The sequence below is a fragment of the Pseudomonas palleroniana genome, assembly GCF_022836895.1.
Lineage (GTDB): Bacteria > Pseudomonadota > Gammaproteobacteria > Pseudomonadales > Pseudomonadaceae > Aquipseudomonas > Aquipseudomonas palleroniana.
Genome location: NZ_CP092411.1, coordinates 4,462,361 through 4,483,720 on the forward strand (window position 1 = coordinate 4,462,361; position 21,360 = coordinate 4,483,720).

1 protein-coding gene is annotated in these 21,360 nt (G+C 65.1%); it reads right to left on the minus strand.

The genetic code is table 11. The features are described from left to right. Window positions 1–91 precede the first annotated feature (91 nt). Complete coding sequence (locus MJP36_RS20100; RefSeq protein WP_244383866.1) at window positions 92–21,250, minus strand: non-ribosomal peptide synthase/polyketide synthase; 21,159 nt, start codon at window positions 21,248–21,250, stop codon at window positions 92–94. Between the last annotated feature and the right edge of the window lie 110 nt (window positions 21,251–21,360).

Sequence of the window (21,360 nt, forward strand, 5' to 3'; positions counted from 1 at the left end):
CCGACCGGTGGCCGGGTTCGCACTAAATTGCGTGAATGTTCGCTTCAGGTTAGGGCGCAAGCGCCCGTGCCGACTCCCCCTCTGTCACACTTCATGAGGTCACCTTGCCGACCGGTGCGACCAGCCCGTCGTGCCACCAGGACGCCAGGCTGTAGACATGCGGCGCCTTGAGCAGGGTGAAATGGTTACCTGGGCCGTACCAGGTTTCCAGGTGATCGGTGAACCGGCTCCAGCCCTCGATCATGCCGGCCTGCTCACGCTGATTGCCCTGTGCATCCAGGCTCGGATCATCGGCCAGCACCAGGCGGACCTGGCCGTTGTAGCGCTGGCGTGGCTGGTAAACCGTGCGCAGCGCGGCACCGAAAGCCCGCGCCGGCCCGAACATCACGTCAGGCGTCGAACGCGCGGAGAGCATGCCGACCTGCACCATGGCGCGGTGCAACGCGACCCACTGGGCCGCTTCATCCAGGCCGGCAAACACCTGCGGATCAATCCCGAAAGGCTTGCCGGCCGCCAGTTGCATGGTTTCAATCAAGCGCTGCAATACGCCGGTCGCCGTGTAGGGCTGGCCCGCCGTACCCGTGCCGCCAGGGGCCTCACTGTCGATCAGGCTCAAGGACAGCACTTCACGCCCCTGGGCCTGCAGGCGCAGGGCCATCTCGAACGCCACCCAGCCGCCGAAGGAATGCCCGAGCAGATGCACCGGCCCGCTTGGGCAGTGCTGCTCCAGCGCCACCAGATAGGCGCGCGCCGCCGATTCCACGCGGCTATGCGGCACCGCCTTGGCGTCCAGCCCACGAGGCTGCAGGCCATGGATCGGCCAGCCCGGTCCGAACGCATCGGTCAGGCCGATAAACCCGGTGACACTGTCGCCGGCGCCTGGGATACAGAAGATCGGTGCTCGCCCCGCCTGCCCGCTCTGGATCGTCAGCACTGGCTGATACGCCACCTGCGTCGGCGCAGGCAGCGTGGCGCTCAACGCCGCACCGATGGCCTTGCCCAACGCCGCGATATGCGGCGCCTGCATCATGCTCTGGTGATCGCCCGGCACATCGATGCGGTGCAGCAACGCGGCCGGCACGATCTGCTCCCAGCCCAGGCTTTCGCTGCTGCGCGAGGCCTCGTCCATGCGCTGTTCGGCGGTAAACAGATGCACCGGGAGGTTCAACGGGAACAGGCTGTAATGCGCCTGCGCATGGCCGTGGGCAACCTCACGGTCCAGGTAGGCCCACAGCGCTTCACGCGACAGCGCCGCCAGTTGCGGCTGCAGCCAACCGGCGTCACGGACGCGCTGCCACAGCTCATCAAAGGCCATGTGCTCGGCTTCGGACTCCAGTTGCACCAGGCTCGCCAGTGCGTGACCGTCCACCGGCACCTGGGCCTGGCAGTAAGCGCGGCATTGTTCCAGCAGGTGCAACTGGTGGGCATGGGCCACCGACCAGCGTGCCCTGCCCTGATCCACCAGGCGCGGCACGTGGGTATCGAGCAGGCCGAGGAACGCGACCTCCTCGTCCATACCGATCAACTGCGCGGCGATCTCGTATGCCAGTACCCCGCCGAACGACCAACCGGCCAGGCGGTACGGGCCGTGCGGCTGAACCCTGCGCATCAAGTCGATATGCCGCGCCGCCAGGCATTCCAGGGTGCGCAATTGCGGCTCGCCCCAGGCCACGCCCTCGAGCCCGTACACCGGAATATCGGCATCCAGGTGCTGGCCCAGCGCCGGGAAATACACGTTCAAGCCACTGAACTCATGCACCAGGAACAACGGTGCCTGCGTCCCCTCGGCACGCACGGTGACAAGCCCTTGCTCCGCCACCGGTACCTCGGTGCGCAAGCGTAACAGCGCAGCCATCGACGCGACGCTGGCATGCTGGAACAACTCCGCCAGCGTCACCTGTACCTCGACCTGAGCCAACAGGCTGACCAGACGGATAGCCAGCAGGGAATGCCCACCCATTTCAAAGAAACTGTCGTGACGCCCAACCCGTGGCAGTTTCAACGCCAACGCCCATTGGGCCGCCAGGCGTTCTTCCAGCGCATCCGCCGGGGCCTCGTAGTCGCGGCTGAACATCACCTGCTCAGGGGCAGGCAGGGCCTTGCGGTCCAGCTTGCCGTTCGGCGTCACCGGCAGGCTGTCCAGCTGTACATAGGCACTGGGCAGCATGTACTGCGGCAGGTGTGTCAGCAGCTCTTCGCGCAACTGCTCGACCGAACCCGGCGTACCGCACAGGTAGGCGACCAACTGTTTGCCGCTGACCTGCCCTTCGCTGTCGTCACGCGCCATGACCACCGCCGCGCGCACCCCTTCACAGGCCAGCAGCGCGCTCTCGACTTCACCCAGCTCGATGCGGAAGCCGCGGATTTTCACTTGGTCATCGTTGCGGCCCAGGTACTCCAGGGTGCCGTCCGGCAGCCAGCGGCCCAGGTCGCCGGTTTTATACAGGCGGCCCGGCACCTCGCTGAACGGGTCGGCCAGGAAGCGCTCGCTGCTCAGTTGCGGCTGGTTGAGATAACCCCGGGCGATACCGGCACCGGCGATATGAATCTCGCCGGCCACCCCCAACCCGGTCGGATGCCCATGGGCATCCAGCACATACACCCGGGTGTTGGCAATCGGCCGCCCGATTGCGCGCGGATGCGGGTTGGCCGCGCACACCTCGTTGGCGGTGGCGATAATCGTGGCTTCAGTCGGGCCGTAGGTATTGAGCAAACGTGGCGTGTGCCCACTGCGCAGGAACCAGTGCTGCACCGCTTCCGGGCTCAGTTCTTCACCACCGACCACGATCACCCGTACCGAGGCCGGAATGACACTCGCATGATCGTCCGCCAGGCCCTGCCAGAAGCGCGTCGGCAGGCTGATCACCGACAAGCGCGCCTGCGCCGCCAGTGCCCAGAATTGAGCGGCATCAGTCAACCAGGCGGCACTGCGCACCACCAGGGTCGCACCACAGGTCAGCGCAGCGAAAATCTCCTCGATGGACGCATCGAAGTTGATGGTCGCAAATTGCAGCGCACGATCGCCCGCCGTCAGGCCGGTCAAGCCGCTGATGGCGCGGATCTCGTTGCACAACCCCGCGTGCTCGATCATCACGCCTTTGGGCGTCCCTGTGGACCCGGAGGTGTAGAGCACGTAGGCCAGATGTTCGCCGCCAAGCCCCAGCTCAGTCGCCGACGGGTTGTGCTCGCTCAACTCACGCCACGGTTGCAGCGCACTGTTCAAGGTCACCACCTGCAAGCCTTCCGGTAGCGCACCGAGCAACGGCAGCACCGCGTACTCGCTGAGCAACACACGCGGTGCGCTGTCAGCCAGCATGAACGCCAGGCGCTGCGCCGGGTAGGCCGGGTCGAGCGGCACATACGCGGCGCCGGCCTTCAGGCTAGCGAGCAATGCCACGATCATCTGCGTACCGCGCTCCAGGGCGATGGCCACGCGGTCATCAGGCTGCACGCCAAGAGCGATCAAATGATGGGCCAACTGGTTGGCCTGGGCATTGAGCTCGGCGTAGCTCAGCGACTGGCCATCGAACTCCAGCGCAACCGCGTCGGGGTTACGCAGCACCTGCTGCTCGAACAGCTCATGGATCAGTTGGTCCTGCGGATCACTGGTGCGGGTCTGGTTGAAGTCCAGCAACACTTGGCGGCGCTCGCTCAGCGGCAGCACTTCCAGGCTGCTCAGCGACGCCTGCGGCGTGCGCTCCAGGGCGTCCACCAGGCTGTCCAGCGCAGCGTGCATGTACGCACACACACGCTGCGCACCGACGTGCGGGCTGACCTGGACGGTCAGCGCAAACGCCTGGCCGAAGTCATCGATGTCCAGCGACAGCGGGTAGTTGCTGCGTTCTTCACCGCCCAGGGCCTGGATACCGCTCCATACAGCCATGTCCTCACTGGAGGCATTGGCCGCGCTGTGACGGTAGTTGAGCAAAGCACTGAACAGCGGTGCCGGCGCGGCCACGCCGCTGCAACGCTGCGCCAACGCCAGGGAGGCATGCTCATGGCTCAGCAACGTGCTCAGGCGTGCATGCGTGGCCTTGACCCCGGCCTGTGCACCTTCGGCACCGACGCTGATGCGCAACGGCAAGGTATTGATAAACAGCCCCAGGGCGCGTTCACCGCCCTGCATGCCGCCCATCAGCACGGTGCCGAACACCACATCATCCTGGCCGCAGACATGCGCCAGCACCTGAGCCCAAGCCACATGCATCAGGCTTGCGGCACTCACCCCCAGTTGCCGGGCAGCGCTGCGCAGGCGCTGGCCGAGGCCCTCTTCCACAGGCAGTCGTGCCAGTTCCAGCGTGCCACCGGCCTGCACCGTGTGCAGGCCGAACGGCAGGGTCGGTTCATCAATATCGGCCAGCATCGCGCCGAAGAACGCTTCATGTTCCTGTTCGGTCATCCCCAGGCGCGCCTGGGCCACATAGTTGCGATACGGCACCGCTGCACTCAGGCGGGCTTCCTCACCCGCCAGGAAGGCCTGCAACTCGTATTGCAGGAGGTCCATGGCGACGTGATCGAACAACATGTGATGGAACATCAGCAACGCGGCCCATCGTTGCTGCGGCCGATCGTAGGCGCACACCAGGCGCATCAACGGCGCATCACGCAGGTCCATGCGGAAGTGCTGCGGGTTGAAACGCTCACGCAGTTGCGCACCGGCCTCTTCCTCGCCTTCCAGGCTGATCTCTTCCAGCGCGAACGGCACATGACGCAACACCACCTGTACCGGCTCGCTCAAGCCTTCCCAACGCATCGTGGAACGCAAGATATCGTTGCGCTCAATCACGCCCTGCAAGGCCTGGGCAAATGCCTCGAGACGCTCGCGGCTGTCGAAATGAAACGAGGCCTGTTCCAGGTAAAGGTCGCCCTCATCGGCCAGCAAGTGGTGATAAAGGATGCCTTCCTGCAACGGCGTCATGCCGTAGATATCTTGCACGTTGGCCAATTGGCCCGGCACGCCGGCGACAAGGCTGTCGATTTCGTCCTGGTTGAGACTGGCCAGCGGCAGCATCGACGGCGTAATGCGTTGGCACTCGGCAGTGATGCCGTTGGCCGGCACCTCCAGCGCACGGCGGCTGCCCACGACCTTGGCCAGGCCGGCCAGGGTCGGGTGGGTAAACAAGGCACCGACGTCGACCCGCAGGTCGTCCTGGCGCATGCGCTCGACCAACTTGACCGCCAGCAGCGAATGGCCGCCCAGCTCGAAGAAGTTGTCATGCCGACCGACCTGCTCCAGTTGCAGCACCTGTGCCCAGATCAGCGCCAGGCTGCGTTCAATGCGCCCCTCGGGAGCCTGGTAATCGCGGCTGGCCACCGCCGACTGATCCGGCGCCGGCAAGGCCTTGCGGTCCAGTTTGCGGTTGGGCGTGAGCGGCAACGCGTCGAGGCTCACGAACGCCGACGGGATCATGTATTCGGCCAGCAACGGCGCCAGGAAGCTGCGCAAACCGGCCGCCGTCAAGCTGACCCCGGCGTGCGGCACCACGTAGGCCACCAGGCGCTTCTCGCCAGGACGGTCTTCACGGGCGATCACCGCCGCTTCCTTGACCCCGGCACAGTTGCCGAGGCGCGATTCGATCTCGCCCAGTTCAATCCGGAAGCCGCGCACCTTGACCTGGAAGTCGTTGCGGCCCAGGTACTCGAGGGAACCATCCGCCAGGTAGCGCGCCAGGTCGCCGGTCTTGTACATCCGCGCCCCCGGGGCGTCGTTGAACGGGTCGGCGAGGAAGCGCTCGGCACTGATCTGGTCGAGGTTCAGATACCCCCGTGCCACACCGTCACCGCCGATGAAGATCTCTCCCGCCACCCCGAACGGTACCGGTTGCTGCTGGCTATCGAGCAGGTAGATACGGGTGTTGGCCATCGGTTTACCGATGGTGGTATTGCCCGTGGTATCGCCCGTATGGGTCACATAAGCGGTGGTGCAGGACACCGTCGCTTCCGTCGGGCCATACGTGTTGATCAGCCGGGTATGGGCCGGGCGGACCTCGTCCCACAGCTTCAACTTCTGCGCCGACAGTGCATCACCGGTCACGTTGATCAACCGTACATTGCGCAAATGCGCCTGCGCCTGCTCCGGGCTGTGGTGCCATTCGGCGGCCAGGGTGTGCCAGTGCGCCGCCGTCAAGTGCAGGAAGGTCGGCGTGATCGCCGGGTCGCGTGCGGCCTCGGTGCCAAACACATAACGGCTTGGCGCCAGGGTCGCGCCGGCCAGCCAGGCTGGGAAGATTTCCTCCACCGACAGGTCGAAGTTCAGGGTGTTCTGCTGCAAAACCGTGTCCTGCGCGGTCAGGCCGAACAGGCGTGCGGCGTCCAGGCTGTAGTTGACCAGCCCGCGATGTTCGATCATCACGCCCTTGGGATTGCCGGTGGAACCCGATGTGTAGATCACATACGCCAGGTGGCGGGCCGTCAGCCCCGGCACTTGCGGGTTGTGCTCGGCACCGCTGTGTGGCTCGTCCAGCAACACCTGCGCAATCGCCAGGGGCGGCAACCGGTCCTGCAACGCGCGCTGGGTCAGCACGGCCGACGGTGCGCTGTCGGCGATCATGTAGGCCAGGCGCTCCGGCGGGTAATTGGGGTCCAGCGGCACATACGCGCCGCCGGCCTTGAGCACCCCGAGCAAGCCCACCAATACTTCATCGCCGCGTTCGGCGCAGATCGCCACGCGGTCATCCGGGCCGATGCCCAGGCCGATCAAGTGGTGCGCCAGGCGGTTGGCCCGACGGTTCAACTGCGCATAACTGATGCGCTGCTGTTCGAACGCCACGGCAATCGCATCCGGATGCGCCTCGACCTGGGCTTCGAACAGTTGGTGAATGGTGCTGTCCTGCGCATAGGCCACGTGGGTGTCGTTGAGGCCGTGCAACAGGTAGTCGCGCTCGTCTTCATCGATCAAGGGAATGTGCGCCAGCAACGCCTGGTCGTCGGCAACCATGGCCTGCAGCAGGCACTCGAAATATCCCAGGTAACGTTGCAGGGTGGTCTCGTCGAACAGCGCCGTGGCGTACTCCAGGGTCCCGGCGATGTGTCCCTGCATTTCGCCGAGGTCCAGGGACAGGTCGAACTTGGCAAAGTTGCCGGCCTCACCGAGCCCTTCGAACTGCAGATCGCCCATTACCAGGCTCGGCGCATCACTGCTCTGCCAGGTCAGCAAGGTCTGGAACACCGGGCTGTGGGCCAGGCTGCGCGCCGGCTTGAGCACTTCCACCACTTGTTCGAACGGCAAGTCCTGATGGGCCTGCGCCGCCAGGGTGCGGTCCTTGGCATGGGCCAGCAGCGCAGCCACGGTCAGCTCTTCGCCGGCCCCTATGCGCACCGCCAGGGTGTTGACGAACAGGCCGATCAGCCCTTCGACTTCTGCACGCATGCGGTTGGCCGCCGGCGAGCCGATCACCACCTCATCCTGGCCGGACAGACGGCAGAGCAACGCGCCCCACGCGGCCATCATGGTCATGTACAGCGTGGTGCCATGACGCTGACTCAGGGCCTTGAGCCCGGCGGTCAGGTTGACATCGAGCAACAGGCTCAAGGTCGCACCGCTGTAGTCCTGCCGGGCCGGCCGTGGGCGGTCGGTGGGCAACAACAGCAAGGCGGGCGCATCCGCCAACGCCTGCTGCCAGTACTGGCTCTGTTGCTGCAGCACCTCGCCACTCAGCCAACGCCGTTGCCATACGGCAAAATCGCCGTATTGCAGGGCCAGCGGTGGCAGCGGGTCGGCCTGCCCCAGACGGAACGCTTCATACAGCGCCATCAACTCACGGGTCAGTACGCCCATCGACCAACCGTCGGACACGATGTGGTGCATGGTCAGCAACAGCACATGGTGATCGTCGGCGCGTCGCACCAGGCGCGCACGAATCAGCGGGCCCTGCTCCAGATCGAAGGGTTCAAGCGCCTCTTGGCTGACGTGCACCTGCAGATCGGCATCGCTGTCCACTTCCAGGCGCAGCAGCGCGAACGCCCGTTCGGCCGGCTCGATACGCACCAGCGGCTCATGGTTGTGCTGCACGAACCGGCTACGCAGCGCCTCATGGCGCGCCACGATGGCTGTCAGTGCTCGCTCCAGCGACTGGGCATCCAGCTGGCCGCGCAGCCCCAGGGCAATCGGCATGTTGTAGGCGGTGCTGGCGCCTTCCATCTGCGCCAGGAACCACAAGCGTTGCTGGGCAAACGACAGCGGCAAATCCTGGTCCCGTGGCACCGGCAAGATCGCCGGCAAGGTGCTGCGTGCCGCCTGGGCCAATACTTGGCCCAACGCCGCCAACTGCGGATGGGCAAACAGCTCGGCCAAGGCCAACTCCACCCCCAGGCGCTGGCGCACTTGGGAAATCAGGCGCATCGCCAGCAGCGAGTGCCCGCCCAATTCGAAGAAATGCCCGTGGCGACCGACCTGTTCAAGCCCCAGCAGGTCTTGCCAGATCTGCGCCAACGTCGTTTCAATGTCGCCCTCGGGGGCTTCATACACCCCACTGACCACCGCATCGAGCCCCGGTGCCGGCAGCGCCTTGCGATCCAGCTTGCCGTTGGGGCTCAACGGCAGTGCCGGCAACTGAACATAGGCCGACGGCACCATGTATTCCGGCAGTTCGTTTTGCAGGTAGGTCCGCAGGTCCTCGATCTGAGGCGCCTGCCCCGCCACGTGCGCGGTGAAGTAGGCCACCAGGCGCTCGTCGCGCACCAGTACGGCTGCTTCAAGCACCTCGGGATGGGCGGCGAGCAAGGCTTCGATTTCACCCAGTTCAATGCGCAGGCCGCGAATCTTGACCTGGTCATCATTACGCCCGAGGTAGTCGAGGGTGCCGTCCGCGCGGTAACGCGCCAGGTCGCCCGTGCGGTACATGCGTCCTTGGGCGGTGAACGGGTCGTCGAGGAAACGTTCGGCCGTCAGGTCCTCGCGATTGAGGTAACCGCGTGCCACGCCCGCGCCACCGATGTACAACTCGCCGACGCTGCCGGTAGGGACCTGTTGCCCGTAGGCGTCCAGCACGTAGAGCGTCAGGTTGCGCAACGGCTGGCCGAGCGGAATATCCCCTGCTCCATAGCTGGCAAGATCCGCATTGATGCCGTGCCAGGCGACCACGTCGCTGCACTCGGTCGGGCCATAGCTGTTGATGAATTGCGGACGCGGCGCCCGCAGTTTCTCCAACTGCGACAGTTTGATCGGCTCACCGCCGAGCACGACCCGGCGCAGGCGGCTCAAGACGTGCTGTTGATCGGCGTCGATCAACGTATAGAACGCACTCGGGGCCAGGTTGATATGGGTGATCGCCTGCGCGTCGATCTGGCGCACGATGCTCGAAGGATCAAACGGGCTGTCGGCCAGGTGCAAGGTGGCGCCGACGGCCAGGCTGGCGAAGATATTTTTCTGGGTCAGGTCGAAGCTGTGCGACGTCAGCAACAACACCGCGTCGTCGGCGTCCAGCCCGACGTCTTCGAGGTACCAGTGGAGCATGTTGACCACGCCCTGGTGTTCGACCATCACGCCTTTTGGCTGCCCGGTGGAGCCCGAGGTATAGATCACATAGGTCAGGTGTTTCGCGCTCAGCCCGGGCACCTGTGGGTTGTCCAGCGCTTGCCCGCGCCACGCCTCACGGTCGAGGTCGACCACGGGCAGGCCGCCCGCAGCGGCCAGTTGCGCGGTCGCAGCGTGCACCAGTAACGCCGCCGGGGCGCTGTCCTTGAGCATGTAATGAATGCGTTCGAGCGGGTAGTTCGGGTCGATCGGCACATAGGCGCCTCCGGCCTTGAGAATCGCCAGCAACCCGACGATCAGCTCGGCGCTGCGCTCCACGCAAATCGCCACGCGGGCATCCGGCACCACGCCGAGCTCACGCAGGTGATGGGCCAACTGGTTGGCCCGCTCATTAAGCTGACGGTAAGTCAGCGTCACAGCCGCCGTCTGCACCGCCAGCGCCTCGGGGGTGCGCATGGCCTGGGCTTCAAACAGGCTGTGTACGGTGCCGGGGTGGAGCGGCGTATGCAGGCCACTGAGGCCGGCCAACTGCTGCTGGCGCTCCCGCTCATCCAGCAGGGGCACGCGGGCCAGCACGCCTTGATCGTCGGCAACCATCGCGTGCAGCAGGCGCTCGAAGTAGCCCAGGTGACGCTTGAGGGTCGCCTCGTCGAACAGCGCCGTGGCATAGCTCAAAGAGCCGATGATATGGCCCTGGGCTTCGCTTAACTCCAGGGACAGATCAAACTTCGCCGATGTGTTGACTTGGCCGCCGTCCTCCATGATCAAGTCGCCGACGACCGGTGCGCCACCGCCTTCACTGCCCTGCCAGGTCAACATGGCCTGGAACACCGGGCTGTAGGCCATGCTGCGCACCGGTTTGACGATGTCGACCACTTGTTCGAACGGCAGGTCCTGATGCGCCTGCGCACCCAGCGTCCGGGCCTTGACCCGCGCCAGCAGGGTTTGCACCGTCGGTTCGCCCGAGGTATCGATGCGCAGCGCCAGCGTGTTGACGAACAGGCCGATCAGACCTTCCAGCTCCAGCTGGTTGCGGTTGGCCACCGGCGAGCCGATCACCACTTCATCCTGCCCGGACAAACGCGCCAACAAGACACCCCATGCCGCCAGCAGGCTCATGTACAACGTGGTGCCATGTCGTTGACTCAGGTCCTTGAGGCCCTGAGTCAGTGCCTTATCCAGTTGCAACGCCAGCACCGCGCCGGAGAAATCCTGTTGCGCCGGGCGTGGCCGGTCGGTCGGCAGGGTCAGTATGGCCGGCGCGCCGGCCAGGGTTTGCTGCCAATACAGGTTCTGCTTGTGCAACACCTCGCCACTCAACCAGCGGCGTTGCCAGACGGCGAAGTCGGCATATTGCAGCGTCAGCGGTGGCAATGGATCGGCGAGGCCCTGGCTGAAGGCGCCATACAACAGCACCATTTCGCGGCTCAGCACGCCCATCGACCAGCCGTCAGAGGCAATGTGGTGCAGGGTCAGCAACAACACCGAGTGCTCGTCGCCCATGCGTACCAGGCGTGCGCGCAGCAGCGGCCCGTTGACCAGGTCAAACGGCGTCGACGCTTCATATTCGGTCAACACCTGCAAGCGCTGCACGGCATCGGCCTGCCCGCGCAGGTCATCCTGTTCCAGTACAAATGAACCTTCGACAGGTGTGATCCGCAGTTGCGGCTCATCGTTATCCATCACGAAGACACTGCGCAGCACCTCATGGCGACTGACAATCCGCGCCAGTGCACGCTCCAGCGCCAGGATGTCCAGCGCGCCGCGCAGGCCCAGGCCGACCGGCATGTTGTAGGCCGCCCCGGCATTCTCCATTTGCGCCAGGAACCACAGGCGCTGCTGGGCAAACGACAGCGGCAAGGACTCTTCTCGGGACACCGGTACAATCGGCGGCAGGCTGCTGCGCCCGGCCTTGGCCACCACCTGCGCCAGCGCCGTCAGTTGCGGATGGGCGAACAGGTCCGCGAGGTCCAGTTCCACCCCCAGGTGCAGGCGCACCTGGGAGATCAAGCGCATCGCCAGCAACGAGTGCCCGCCCAGCTCAAAGAAATGATCCTCACGCCCGACCTGCTCGACCTTGAGCACTTGGCTCCAGATCTGCGCCAGGGCAATTTCCACTTCACCCTGGGGCGCTTCGTAACCGCGACTGAGCACGGCATCCTGATCGGGAACCGGCAGGGCCTTGCGGTCGAGCTTGCCGTTGGCGGTCAGCGGCAGGCTGTCCAGGCGCACATACGCCGCCGGCACCATGTACTCCGGCAATTGCGCCTGCAACCAACTGCGCAGGGCCTGGCGGTCAAGGGCCTGGTGTTCGGTGAAATACGCCACCAGGCGCCCGTCACGGGCCAGCACCACGGTTTCGCTGACGTCCGGGTGCTCGGCCAGGCAGGTTTCGATTTCACCCAGTTCAATCCGCACACCGCGGATCTTCACCTGGTCGTCATTGCGCCCCAGGTAGTCCAGCGTGCCGTCTTCCAGCCAGCGCGCGAGGTCGCCGGTGCGATACAGGCGAGCCTGCGGGTCCTGGCTGAACGGGTCCTGCAAAAAGCGTTCGGCGGTCAGTTCCGCACGGTTCAGGTAACCGCGCGCCACACCGGCACCCCCGACGTACAGCTCACCGGCCACACCTTGCGGCACCGGTTTGAGGTGCTCGTCGAGCAGATAGACCTGGGTGTTGGCGATGGGTTTGCCAATGTGCAGGGCCTTGCCGGCCTCAATCAGGCCGCAGGTCGCGACCACCGTGGCTTCGGTCGGACCATAGTTGTTGACCACATCGAAGCGCTGCGGCGTGCTGAACTGACGCAGGCGGTCGCCGCCGATCAGCAAGGTTTTCAGGGTCGGGTGCTGCAACTGCTGACTGAACGCGTACTCCGCCACCGGGGTCGGCAGGAAGCTCACGTGCAGCGGTTGCACCAGCCACCAGCGCAACAGCGCGTCGATGTCTTCGCTGCCCTGCTTGGCGGGAGGCAGGTGCAACGTCGCCCCCACACACAGGGCCGGCCAGACTTCCCAGGCCATGGCATCGAAACCGAACCCGGCGACACTGGAAGTGTGCCCACCCGCGTGCAGGTCGAACGCCTGGCAATGCCAGTGCACCAGGTTCTCCAGGGTGCGGTGCTCGACCATCACGCCCTTGGGCAAGCCGGTGGAGCCGGAGGTGTAGATCACATAAGCCAGGTTCGCCGGCGTCAGGCCCGCCACGCTCGGGTTGAGCGTCGGACGACGGTGCCACTGGTCGCTGTCCAGTTCGATCACCGGCCGTTCGGTGTGGCTCAGCAGCGAGCGCGTGCTCGATTGCGCCAGCACCAGCACCGGGTCGCAATCCTGCAACAGGTAGTTGATGCGCTCCTGCGGGTGCGCCGGATCGATCGGCACATACGCCGCACCGGCCTTGAGGATCGCCACCAGACCGACCAGGGTTTCCAGGCTGCGGCGCGCGCAGATGGCCACCCGGTCATCCGGACGCACGCCCTCTTCGAGCAGGCGGTGGGCCAACTGATTGGCGCGCTGATTAAGCTGGCGATAAGTGATGTGCTGGTCGTCCTGGCGCACGGCCGTGGCATCCGGCTGGCATTCGACCTGAGCCTCGAACAGGCGGTGGATGGTCTGCGCCTCGGGGTAATCGACGGCAGTGGCGTTGACGTCAACCAGCACGGCCTCCCGTTCGGCGGCCGACAGCACCGAGAACTGACTCAACGGCTGGTGTGGCGTGTGCTCCAACGCGCTCACCAGGTGCGCCAGGGCCACCTGCATAAAGCCGCAAATCCGTTGCGCACCGATTTTCACCAGCGCCTGGGCGTTGAGCTGGAAGCCGGCGCCAAAATCATCGACGTTCAACACCAGCGGATAGTTGGTGCGCTCTTCCATGCTCACCGCCTGGATACCGTCCCACGCGGCGATATCCGCGCTGGTGGCCTCGACCGGCGCGCTGTGCCGGTAGTTGAGCAATGTATTGAACAGCGCCTGCGTCGCCGGCAGGCCGCTGCACTGTTGGGCCAGGGACAATGACGCGTGTTCATGGGCGAGCAATTGCGACAGTCGCTCATGCGTGACACGCACGGCCTCGCGGGCACCCTGCCCGCCGATGCTCACACGCAGCGGCAAGGTATTGATGAACAGGCCCAAGGCACGGCCGGCGCCTTCACCGCCTTGCAGGCGGCCGAGCAACACCGTGCCGAAGACCACATCGTCACGCCCCGCGACCTGCGCCAACACCTGGCCCCAGGCCAGGTGCACCAGGCTGGCGGCGCTGACGCCAAGCAAGCGCGCCTGCTCGCGCAAGCGCCCGCTCAGTTGGCTGTCGAGCATCAGGTGGGCTTCTTCGACACCGCTGCCATCGCCCTGCACATCGCGCAGGCCGAAGGCCAGGGTCGGTTCATCGATGTCACCGAGCATGCCTTCGAAAAAGCGTTCATGGGCCTGTCGATCCGCGCCCAGGCGCGACTGCGCCACATGGTTGCGATAGGGAATCGACGGCGCCAAGTTTTCGGTGTGGCCTTTCAGGCTGGCCTGGACCTCTTCGATCAGCACCTCAAGCGCGGTGTGGTCGAGCACCATGTGATGGAACAACAGGATGCCGACCCAGCGCTGATGGGCGCTGTCCTGCGCGTAGGCCAGATGCATCAGCGGCGCACAGCTCAGGTCAAGACGGTAATGGCGTGGGTCGAACTGCTCGTGCAACTGCGTCAGCACGTCACCGTCCGCCGGGTCGATCACCACCTCTTCCAGCCCCAGGGTTGCCTGACGCCAAACGACCTGTACCGGATCCTCGAGCCCTTCCCAGGCGATGCTGCTGCGCAGGATGTCGTGCCGCTCGATCACGCTTTGCAGCGCTTTGGCGAACAGGTTCACCGGCTCAGGCCCGGTGAAGGTGAACAACATATGCAGCAGGTAGGCATCGCCTTGCGGCGCCGCCAGATGGTGGTAGAGCATGCCGTCCTGCAGCGGCGCCAGGCCGTAGATATCCTGCACATTGCGCACGCCGCCCGGCACGCTCGCGACGATGCGGTCGATAGCGGCCTGGTCTAGGTCGGCCAGGGGCAACAGGTCCGGGGTGATGCGCTGGCAGTCCGGCTCAATGCGGTTGGCCGGCACCTCCAGTGCCTGATGCCCGCCGACCGCCGCCGCCAGTGCCGCCAGGGTCGGCTGGCCGAACAGCACGCGCACATCGGCGCTCAAGTCCATCTGGCGCATGCGTTCGATCAGTTTGACCGCCAGCAGCGAATGACCACCCAGTTCAAAGAAGTTGTCGTGGCGACCCACCCGCTCCACATCGAGCAATTCTTGCCAGAGCGCGGCAAGGGTCAGTTCCATCTCGCCTTCAGGGCACTCGTATTCGCGACGGGCCAGGGCATCGCCATCGGGGGCCGGCAAGGCCTTGCGGTCGAGTTTGCCGTTGGTGGTCAGTGGCAAGCGCTCAAGCAGGACGAACGCACTGGGCACCATGTAATCGGCCAGGGACACCAGCAACTGCGCACGCAGCTCGGCGGCCGACGGTTCAGCGCCCTCGGCGGCGATCACATAAGCCACCAGACGCTTGTTACCGGGGGCGTCTTCACGGGCAATCACCACGGCTTCGCGCACGCCCTCACAGGCGGCCAGGCGGGCTTCGATCTCGCCCAGCTCGATACGGAAGCCACGGATTTTCACCTGGTCGTCGTTGCGGCCCAGGTAGTCAATGCTGCCGTCCGCCAGCCAGCGTCCCAGGTCACCGGTCTTGTACAGACGCGCCTGCGCACGACCGCTGAACGGGTCGGCGATAAACCGTTCGGCGTTCAACTGCGGCCGGTTCAAGTAGCCACGGGCAACCCCCGCGCCCCCCACGTACAACTCGCCGACGACACCGACCGGCACCGGTTCGCGCTGGTCGTCGAGAATATACAGTTGCAAGTCCGGAATGCGCCCGCCAATCGGGCTGACGCCGACCCGCTGCGCATCCGCCGCTTCAAGGGCGCGATACGTCACATGCACGGTGGTTTCGGTGATGCCGTACATGTTCACCAGTTGCGTACCGGCGTTGCCTGGGCGTGCGTACCACGGCTTGAGAATCCCCGGTTCCAGGGCCTCACCACCGAATATCACCTGGCGCAGGGAATGCTTCAGCGCACTCTGGCCCTGGGCCGCAATCAACGAACGGAAGGCACTCGGCGTCTGGTTGAGGATGGTCACCCCGGCGCTGCACAACAGTGCATAACAGGCGTCCGGCGAACGGCTGGTGAGCTGCGGTACCACCAGCAACTGCCCACCGTGGATGAGCGCGCCCCAGATTTCCCAGACCGAAAAGTCAAACGCAAACGAGTGGAACAGTGCCCAGACATCCTGATCGTTGAAGTTGAACCAGCCCTCGGTGGCGCTGAACAGGCGTGCCACGTTGTGGTGCTCGACCATCACCCCCTTGGGCAGGCCGGTGGAGCCGGAGGTGTAGATCACGTACGCCAGGTTGGCCGAAGTCAGGCCCGGGACGTGGGGATTCTGAGTGGACTCCCCCTGGCAATCGCCGCCGTCCAGTTCGAGCACCGGCACCGACACCTCGGCCACCCGGGCACGGGTCGCCTGCTGCACCAGCACCGCTACCGGCGTGCTGTCTTGCAGGGTGTAGCTGATGCGTTCCTGCGGGTACGCAGGGTCAATCGGCACATAACCGGCGCCGGCCTTGAGGATGCCGAGCAGGCCGATGATCATGTCCAGCCCGCGCTCGACGCAGATCGCCACCCGATCATCCGGGCGCACGCCCAGGCTCAACAAGCGATGCGCCACCTGGTTGGCGCGGCGATTCAAGTCGCCGTAGCTCAGGCGCAGGTCTTCAAACAGCACCGCCGTAGCGTCAGGTCGTAAAGCCGCCTGCAGCTCGACCTGGTGATGCAGCAATGCGGTATCGGCGAACAGGCTGTCGGTGGCGTTCCAGTGTTGCAACAATTGTTCGCGCTCGCCCGCCGGCAACATCGCCAACCCTTGCAGCGAAGCCTGCGGGGTCTGCTCCAGGGCTTGGACCAGGTTCTCCAGGACGCATTGCATGTAGCCGCACACTCGCCCCGCGCCAATCGAACCGTCGGCCATGACCGACAGGCTGAACGCCTCTCCCATGTCGTTGACCGACAGGGTCAGCGGGTAGTTGGTGCGCTCCTTGCTGTCGACCACGGCAATGCCTTCCCAGGCCGTCTGCGCTTGTGCCGAAACGTCCGCGCCGCCGAGCTGGCGATAGTTGAGCAGCGAACTGAACAACGGCGTCGACGCCGCCACTTGGCTGCAGCGTTGCGCAAGCACCAGCGAGGCGTGCTCATGACCGAGCAAGCCGGTCAGGCGCGCATGGGTACTCTTGACCATGGCGCGTACGCCGGCTTCAGCGAGGCTGACCCGCAGCGGCAAGGTGTTGATGAACATCCCCAGGGCACGGTCTGAGCCTTCACCGCCCTGCAAGCGCCCCAGCAACACGGTGCCGAACACCACATCCGTGCGTCCCGACACGCCACCCAGCACCCGCGCCCACGCCAAGTGATACAGGCTGGCAGGCGTCACCCCCAACTGGCGGGACTGCGCGCGCAGGCGCTGGCTGAGGCGGTCATCGAGCATCAGGACGACCTCTTCGACACCGTGGCCCTCACCCTGCACGTCCTGCAGACCGAAAGGCAGGGTCGGTTCATCGATGTCCCCGAGCATCTCGCTGAAGAACGCCTCATGCTCTTCGCGACTCACGCCCTGGCGCGCCTGAGCCACATAATGACGGTACGGCACCGACGGTGGCAGCAGGGCCTCTTCGCCACGGGTATGAGCTTCGATTTCCGAGATGAGCATACGCAGCGACGTGGCGTCATCCACCAGATGGTGCAGCAGCAACACCGCGACCCAGCGCTGGTTGGGCGCATCCTCGCTGTAACCGATGCGCATCATGGGCGCCTGGCGAATATCCAGGCGGTGGTGACGCGGGTTGAGGCACTCGGTCAATTGCGTGGCGATATCCCCGGCGGCCGGGTCCAGGTGAATCTCATCCATCCCCAGTTGCGCCTCGCGCCAGACCACCTGTACCGGCTCGTCGAGGCGCTCCCAGACCACGGCGGTGCGCAGGATGTCATGTCGCGAAATCACGCCTTGCAGAGCTGCGGCAAAGCGTTGCAGGCGCTCGCGGCTGTCAAAGCTGAAGGTGATGTATTGCAGGTACGGATCGCCTTGGGCCGCCGCGAGGTGGTGGTACAAAATCCCCTCTTGCAGCGGCGCCAGGCTGTAGATTTCCTGGACGTTACACGCGCCGCCCGGCACGGTTGCGACGATGCGGTCGATGTCGGCCTGATCCAGCGTGGCCAGGGGCAGCATGTCCGGGGTGATGTGTGCGCAGCCTTCTGGGACACGATTGGCGGGCACCACCACGTCCTTGCTCGCATCGGCCACGGCGGCCGCCAGTGCGGCCAGGGTCGGCTGGCCGAACAGCACACGCACATCGGCGCCCAGCCCGACCTGGCGCATGCGCTCGATCAGCTTGACCGCCAACAGCGAATGGCCGCCCAACTCGAAGAAGTGATCCTGGCGGCCCACGTGTTCAACACCGAGCAAATCCTGCCAGATCGCGGCAATCGTGGTTTCCACCTCCCCCTCGGGGGCTTCGAACTGGCGACGCGCCAGGGCGTCGGCATCCGGCGCCGGCAACGCCTTGCGGTCCAGCTTGCCGTTGGTGGTCAACGGGAACTGCGCCACCCGCACAAACGCAGCGGGCACCATGTAGTCAGCCAGGGACACCAGCAACTGCGCACGCAGCTCGGCGGCCGACGGATCGGCCCCCTCGGCGGCGATCACATAGGCCACCAGACGCTTGTCTCCTGGCTCATCTTCGCGGGCAATCACCACCGCTTCGCGCACGCCTTCACAGGCGGCCAGGCGGGCTTCGATCTCGCCCAGCTCGATACGGAAGCCACGGATCTTCACCTGGTCGTCGTTGCGCCCCAGGTAGTCAAGGCTGCCGTCCGCCTGCCAACGCGCCAGGTCACCGGTCTTGTACAGGCGCGCCTGCGCACGACCGCTGAACGGGTCGGCAATGAACCGCTCGGCATTCAACTGCGGCCGGTTCAAGTAGCCACGGGCAACCCCCGCGCCACCCACGTACAACTCGCCGACCACGCCCACCGGCACGGGTTCGTTCTGCTCGTCGAGCACATACAGTTGCAAGTCCGGAATGCGCCCGCCAATCGGACTGACGCCGACCAACTGCGCATCCGCCGCTTCGAGCGCACGATAGGTTACATGCACGGTGGTTTCGGTGATGCCGTACATGTTCACCAGTTGCGTACCGGCGTTGCTCGCACGCGCATACCACGGCTTGAGAATCCCCGGTTCCAGGGCTTCGCCGCCGAAGATCACCTGGCGCAGGGAATGCTTCAGGGCACTCTGGCCCTGGGCCGCAATCAATGAACGGAAGGCACTCGGCGTCTGGTTGAGGATGGTCACCCCGGCGCTGCACAACAGCGCATAGCAGGCGTCCGGCGAACGGCTGGTCAATTGCGGCACCACCAGCAACTGCCCGCCATGCATCAGCGCGCCCCAGATTTCCCAGACCGAGAAGTCAAACGCAAACGAGTGGAACAGTGCCCACACGTCTTGCTCGTTGAAGTGGAACCAGCCCTCGGTGGCGCTGAACAGGCGCGCCACGTTGCGGTGCTCGATCATCACGCCCTTGGGCAAGCCGGTGGAACCGGAGGTGTAGATCACGTACGCCAGGTGGGCCGAAGTCAGGCCCGGTACATCAGGATTCCGGGTGGATTCGGCCTGGCAATCACCGCCGTCCAGTTCGAGCACCGGCACCGAAACCTCGGCCACCAGGGCACGGGTCGCCTGCTGCACCAGTACCGCCATCGGTGCACTGTCCTGCAGGGTGTAGCTGATGCGTTCCTGCGGGTACGCCGGATCGATCGGCACATAACCGGCCCCCGCCTTGAGGATGCCGAGCAAGCCGATGATCATGTCCAGCCCGCGCTCGACGCAGATCGCCACCCGGTCATCCGGGCGCACGCCCTGGCTCAACAAGCGATGCGCCACCTGGTTGGCGCGGCGGTTCAAGTCACCGTAGCTCAGGCGCTGGTCTTCAAACAGCACCGCCGTAGCGTCGGGTTCGGCCGCTGCCCGGGCTTCGACCTGCTGGTGGATCAAGGCGCTGTCGGCAAATACGCCATCGCCGCTGTTCCAGTGGTGCAACAGGTGCTGGCGCTCGGCTGCCGGCAGGATGCCCAGGGTTTGCAACGCCGCCTGCGGCGTGTGCTCCAGTGCGGCCACCTGGCTTTCCAGGGCGGCATGCAGATAATCCGCGATCCGCGCCGCGCCGATTTCGGCATCTGCAAGCACCGTGATATGAAAATCTTCACCCAGGTCGTCGAGGTTGACGGTCAGCGGGTAGTTGGTGCGCTCCTCGGCGCCCAGCGCCTGGATGCCGGCCCACGCCGTCTGCGCCTCGGCACTGCCGCCGGTTGCACTGTGGCGGTAGTTGAGCATGGCACTGAACAGCGGCGTCGGCGTCGCCACCGCGCTGCAACGCTGAGCCAGGGCCAACGAGGCGTGTTCATGCTGGAGCAATGCGGTCAACCGCTGGTGGGTCAGTTTCAGGCCACTGCGCACGCTTTGCTCGCCCACGCTCACACGCAGCGGCAGGGTGTTGATGAACATCCCCAGGGCACGGTCCGAGCCCTCGCCCGCGTGCATCCGGCCCAGCAATACGGTGCCGAACACCACCTCCTGGCGTCCGGAGACTTTACCCAGTACCTGGGCCAGTGCCAGGTGCATCACGCTGGCCGCACTCACCCCCAACTGCCGGGCCTGCACGCGTAGCCGTTGGCTCAAGGCGTTATCCAGCATGCGATGGCTTTCTTCGATGCCATGACCGTCACCCTGCACGTCCTGCAGACCGAACGGCAGCGTCGGCTCATCGATGTCACTGAGCATCTCGCGAAAGAACGCTTCATGCTGCTGTTCACTGACGCCCAGGCGAGCCTGCGCCACATAGTTGCGATACGGTACCGGCTCGCCCAGGTGCTCGGTCTGCCCCAGCAGGAAGGCTTGCATTTCGTGCTGCACCACCTCCATTGCCGTGTGGTCCAGGGCCATATGGTGAAACAACAGCACCGCCACCCAGCGCTGGTTCGGCGAGTCCAGCGCGAAGGCCACCCGCATCATCGGCGCCTGGCGGATATCCAGGCGGTAGTGACGCGCATCGAAGCGGCTGCGCAACTGGCCCAGCACATCGCCGTCGCGTGGGTCCAGATGCAGCTCTTCACTGATCAACGTGGCCTTGCGCAGTACCACTTGCATCGGTTCATCGAGGCTTTCCCAGACCACCGTGGTGCGCAGGATGTCGTGACGCTTGATCACGTACTGCAACGCCTGGGTGAAGTGCTCCAGCCGCGCACGGCTGTCGAAGGCATACAGCGATTGCAGCAAATAGGGGTCGCCCTGCTCCGCCGTCAAATGGTGGTACAACATGCCTTCCTGCAGCGGCGCCAGCGGGTAGATGTCCTTGACGTTGGCCAGGCCGCCCGGCACGGCGTCGACAATCCGGTCAATGGTTGCCTGGTCCAGGGTCGTCAACGGCAGCATCTGCGGCGTAATGCGGTAGGCCGGGCTCAACCAGTCCCCCCCATTGCGCGCGATCAACTCCAGCAATTGCGCTTTGTGTCCGCGCAAGTGGTCGATCAACCCATCGTCGAGCCCCTCATCGTCGCCCAGGATGACGAGGTCATCCTCTTCACGTTGCAGGTGGATCGCGTGAGTCGAAAGAACTGCCATCAATTCGCTGAAGTGCATGGTGTGACCTGCTTAAGATTCGAAAACAGTGACGAGAAAGTCCGGTTTCAATTGCAACCTGAGCACCCGGCGTCAAACAGCAGCGTGCGGCCCGGCATGGGCTCGACGCT

Bases quoted from the DNA above. Each gene is read 5' to 3' on its own strand.
- MJP36_RS20100 (WP_244383866.1), bottom strand. From the start codon at position 21,250: ATGCACTTCAGCGAATTGATGGCAGTTCTTTCGACTCACGCGATCCAC.